The organism is Pseudomonas rossensis, from assembly GCF_039888995.1.
Lineage (GTDB): Bacteria > Pseudomonadota > Gammaproteobacteria > Pseudomonadales > Pseudomonadaceae > Aquipseudomonas > Aquipseudomonas rossensis.
In genome coordinates this window covers 1-4,516 of sequence record NZ_JBBWCB010000237.1, presented here as the reverse complement: position 1 = coordinate 4,516, position 4,516 = coordinate 1, and the positions used below count along the sequence as shown (strand labels likewise).

Below are 4,516 nucleotides of genomic sequence, written 5' to 3'. Positions count from 1 at the left end.
CTATCAAGCGACGGCCAGGTCCATTGCCCAAAAGTTTCCACACGTGGATTACTTGTTTGTCGGCGCTGGCACGACCGGCACGCTGATGGGCTGCAAGAACTACTTCGCCGAACATCATCCGCACACCAAAGTCATCGCCGTCGATACCGTCGGCTCGGTCACGTTTGGTCTACCGGGGGAGACGCGCCATATTCCGGGGCTCGGCACCAGCCGCCTGCCGGAGATATTCGAGCCGTCCGGTATTCACGACTTCCTGTCGATTCCCGAGGAACAGACGATCAAGGTCTGCCGCTGGCTGGCGCAACGCTACGGTCTGCTCTTCGGCGGCTCCACCGGCACTGTCCTCGCGGGTATCCAGCAATGGGCGCCGAACATTCGTCCCGACGATGTCGTTGTGACGATCTCTCCGGACATGGGTGAGCGCTACCTCGAAACCATCTATTCCGACGACTGGGTTTCCCAGCGCATCGGCGCAGCAGCGCTGCATCCACTTTTCCCAGAAATCGCTCTGGCACTTTCGGCGTAATTCCCAATGACCACTCAGACTTCGATTCAACCGTTCCACGTCATTCCCGGCGCAGTCGTCAAGGACATACTCAACGGACTTCGTCAGGAAGCCATCGAGATCGTCGCGCAGACTTACCTGACCCATGAACGCGGCGAAACCGTTAACCCCGACAGTTACTTCCTGCGTTTTCCGGCGGAACCGGCGAACCGGATCATTGCCTTGCCGGCGGCGATCGTCGACAGCGAGGGCGATCAATCGGTCTCCGGGATCAAGTGGATTGCCAGTTATCCCGATAACATCAAGTCGGGCATTCCGCGCGCGTCGGCGGTGCTGATCCTCAACGATCCGGACACTGGCTATCCCTATGCCCTTCTGGAAGGCGCGTTGATCAGTGCGGTGCGCACGGCGGCATCCGCGGTGCTCGGCGCCTGGTGGCTCAATGGCCAAAGCCGCAGCGCGCCAAGGCTGTCGATCATTGGTGGCGGGGTGATTTCCCGTAACATCCTTGAGACGTTCATCGCCGACGATTGGTCTTTCGACAGTGTCGACATTCATGACCTCAACCTCGAATCCGCTCAAGCGCTGGCCACATTCGGCGAACAACTCGGCCTGCCGGATGTGCGGCTGTTGTCGCTTGCAGACGCACTGACCGCCGACATCGTGGTGTTCGCCACCAGTGCCGGCGAGCCTTATGTCAAAGGCAGAGGGACATTCCGCCCGGGGCAGATCGTGCTGAACATCTCGCTGCGTGATATCGGCGCAGAAATCATCGAGGAAAGTTACAACTACTTCGACGACGTCACCCATTGCCTGAAAGCCAATACCTCGCCGCACCTGGCCGAGCAGAAGTATGGTCATCGCAAGTTCGTCACCGGCACCGTGGCGCAGCTGATTCGCGGCGATCTGCAAGTCGCCACGGACAAACCGCTGATCTATTCGCCGTTCGGCATGGGCATACTCGATCTGGCGATTGGCCGAATGATCCACGACATCGCGGTCAAGGACGGTTCGGCTGTCGCCATTCCATCCTTCTTCGGGGAGGAGCGCAGATGGTGAAGGCGCCTCTGCACATCGGCCTGGTCGGCTGCGGATCGCGCGGGCTGTCGATTTTCGAACGCCTGTTGAGCCTTGCTGAAGAGCGCCCGGAGCAACCCGTCGTCATCGACATTTTCGATCCCAATGTGCTCGGTAGCGGCGCGCATTGGCCGGACCAACCGGACTACCTGCTGCTCAACACCGTTGCCGGCCAGCTCGGGGTATTCCCGGATGCGGTAGCATTCGGGAACCTTGCGGATGCACGGGAACGATCGGGTCCGGATTTCCTGACGTGGTGCCGCGCGCAACGGCTCAAAGTCGATCCGGACAGCGGCTTGCTCGCCGCCGATGGGCGCGATGTCGAGCCGCAGGACTTCCTGCCGCGTCATTTGCTTGGGGCTTACCTGGCAGACGCTTTTGCACAAATCCTCGCCACAGCCCCGCAGTGGGTGAGCGTGAATCTGCATCAGCAAGCTGTCACGGCTGTCGAGCGCAATGACGGTCAACAGTACGTTCTGCAAAGCGCCTCCGGGGCTGCGGTGACGGTGGACCGGCTGATCCTGACGGTCGGCCACACCGGTCGCCTGCAAACTGCTGATCACAAACGCGTCGAGAACATCTATCCGCTGCCTCGCAGCCTCGATGCCATTGAGCCCGGCGAAACCGTGCTGATCGAAGGTCTGGGACTGGGCGCGATGGACACCTTGGCGGCGCTCACCTCTGGACGGGGCGGACACTACAAGCGGATGGCCGACGCCAGTCACGCCTATGAACCGTCAGGTCGCGAGCCGGTGATCTTTATTCAGTCGCGGGACGGGCTGCCGTTTCGAACCCGTCCCAATGGCCTGATAGAAAATCCCCGCCACCAAGCCGTGCTGCTGACGAGTGCGCGCATCGAAGCCTTGCGCGCGAATGCACAAAACCGACAACTGGATTTCGAGCAGGACATCCTGCCGCTCATGCTGCTGGAGATGCGGGCTGCAGCCGTCGCCGTCCTGCACGGCCAATCAGGGCCGGAGCAGGTGCTGGCACAACTCAGGGCCGTCAGTGTTGCGGGCAGTCCGGGGATTGTCGCTTGCGAAGCGATGCTGCGCGATTACGAAGCTACCTGCGGCTCGATCAATCCGCAGGCGCTGATCTGGCACGCAATGCCCGACGACGTGACGCCTTACAACTATCACGCCTGGATCTACGACACGATCGAAGCTGACCTGTACGAATCGCGGCTTGGGCGTGGGGAATCGGCGATCAAAGCGGCCATCGAGGTCTGGCGCGATCTGCGTGACCGACTGCGCGAAGCCGTGGATTTCGACGGGCTGACCGACGCCTCGCATCGCCAGTTCTACGGCCGTTGGCACAAGGCGATCAACCGCCTCGTCGCTGGCCCGCAGAAAGAGCGCCACGCCGACCTGCTCGCCCTGTGTGACGCGGGCCTGCTGACGTTCCTCAAGCCCGGCTCACGACCTGCGATAGACAACTTCCGGCGTGTTGCCGGCTATGTCCAGGGCAGTGGCGTGACCAACAGCGACTGCGCGCCGGTGCGCGATCTCGCGCGACTGGGCCTGATCCGTCCGAGGAGCAACGAGCCGGGCATCGACGGCATCGATGTCGATGCGGCGTGTCATCCCAAGTCGATTTCGGGCGAACCGGTACGCAACATCTGGGTACTCGGCCCGCTCGCCGAAGGCTCTTGCTACTACAACCACTACGTCACCTCGGCGGGTACGCCCTCGCGTTTGTTCATGGACGCCCATCGCGCGGCCACTGCAATCCTCCAGGCAGGTACTCCAGCATGAAACTTTTCTACCAGACGCATTCGCCCTACGCCCGCAAAGTACTGGTGCTGGCTCACGAACTCGGGATTGCTTCGAACCTGGAAGTCATCCACCACGAGACCAGCCCGACGTCGCCGAATGAGGTCATCTACAAGGCCAACCCGTTGGGCAAAGTACCGGTGCTGATGCTGCCCGACGACACGGCGCTGTTCGACTCCATCGTGATTTGTGAATACCTCGACGACCTGAGCGACGGGCCGAAACTCATCCCGGCAAGCGGCCCCGAGCGCTATAAGGCGCTGCGCCTTCAGGCCTTGGCGCAGGGCATGTGCGATGTCGGCATCAAGCTGCGTTGGGAAGTCGAGCGTCGCCCGGAGGCCTTGCGCTATCCGGCCTACGCCGACGGTCAAGCCTTCAAACTCAAAGAGGCTTACCGCTTCATCGAAGAACACGTCGACCTCAATGGCCCGATCACCATCGGCCACATTGCCCTGGCGACTGCGCTCGACTGGATTGCCTTTCGCCAACTATCGGACTTTTGCGCTCAAGCACGCCTGACCGAGTGGTATCAGACTTTTTGTGAGCGCGCGTCCATGCGGGCGACCGAGTACAGCGGGCAGACTCACGATTAAGTTAAGGAAAACTGTGTATGAGCTCTCTCTTGTTGCAAATGTCGCCGATCGCTCTGGTGATCGCATTGATCCTGATCGTCCGCCGGCCACCGGTACAAGCCGCGCTGGCGGGTGTGGTGCTGGTGCTCGTGCTGTGGGCATTGGACGCGGCCGGGCCTGTGTCCACGACGATCGCCGCGGCGATCTTTCAGGACACCACGATCCTGTTTCTCAGCACCGCGTGCGTGATCGTACCGGGGCTGGCCTTCGTCATCCTGGTCGAGCGCGGTGGTGCGCCGCAGGCCATCGGCGCCTGGGTCAAGGAGCTCGGCTGGACGCCACCGGCACAAGTCATTTTCATCGTGCTGGGCCTGGCGCCGCTGCTGGAAGCGATGACCGGTTTCGGTGTCTCGCTGATCGCTACCGTGCCCTTGCTCATGGGCCTGTTCACGCGTCAGTCGGGGATGAAAATTGCCCTGGCCGGCATGGTCATCATGCCATGGGGCACCTTGGGTCTGGCCACGGTGATCGGCGCGTTGCTAGCGCACTTGCCGGCGGAAACCCTTGGCAGCCATTCGGCGCTGATC

At 61.7% G+C, this 4,516-nt stretch carries 4 protein-coding genes and 1 pseudogene; all 5 read left to right on the top strand.

Translation table 11 applies throughout. The annotated features are described in order from the left end of the window. On the top strand, positions 1-526 hold a 526-nt coding region (locus WLY71_RS29745; RefSeq protein ID WP_347806421.1), incomplete at its 5' end, for a pyridoxal-phosphate dependent enzyme. A gap of 6 nt (positions 527-532) precedes the next feature. Then, positions 533-1,564, top strand: a complete 1,032-nt coding sequence (gene sbnB / locus WLY71_RS29740; RefSeq protein WP_347806420.1) for a 2,3-diaminopropionate biosynthesis protein SbnB — start codon at positions 533-535, stop codon at positions 1,562-1,564. Further along, on the top strand, positions 1,558-3,339 hold the full coding sequence (locus WLY71_RS29735) for an FAD/NAD(P)-binding protein (protein WP_347806419.1): 1,782 nt from the start codon (positions 1,558-1,560) through the stop codon (positions 3,337-3,339). The genes sbnB and WLY71_RS29735 overlap by 7 nt, the downstream gene beginning before the upstream one ends. Then, positions 3,336-3,950 carry a glutathione S-transferase family protein gene (locus WLY71_RS29730; RefSeq protein WP_347806418.1) on the top strand — a complete coding sequence of 205 codons (615 nt, stop codon included), beginning with the start codon at positions 3,336-3,338 and terminating at the stop codon, positions 3,948-3,950. The genes WLY71_RS29735 and WLY71_RS29730 overlap by 4 nt, the downstream gene beginning before the upstream one ends. Before the next feature lie 17 nt (positions 3,951-3,967). Further along, positions 3,968-4,516: pseudogene (locus tag WLY71_RS29725) on the top strand (L-lactate permease); the annotation flags it as partial.

Coding starts and splice junctions, on each gene's coding strand:
- sbnB (WP_347806420.1), top strand. CDS start 533: ATGACCACTCAGACTTCGATTCAACCGTTCCACGTCATTCCCGGCGCA.
- WLY71_RS29735 (WP_347806419.1), top strand. CDS start 1,558: ATGGTGAAGGCGCCTCTGCACATCGGCCTGGTCGGCTGCGGATCGCGC.
- WLY71_RS29730 (WP_347806418.1), top strand. CDS start 3,336: ATGAAACTTTTCTACCAGACGCATTCGCCCTACGCCCGCAAAGTACTG.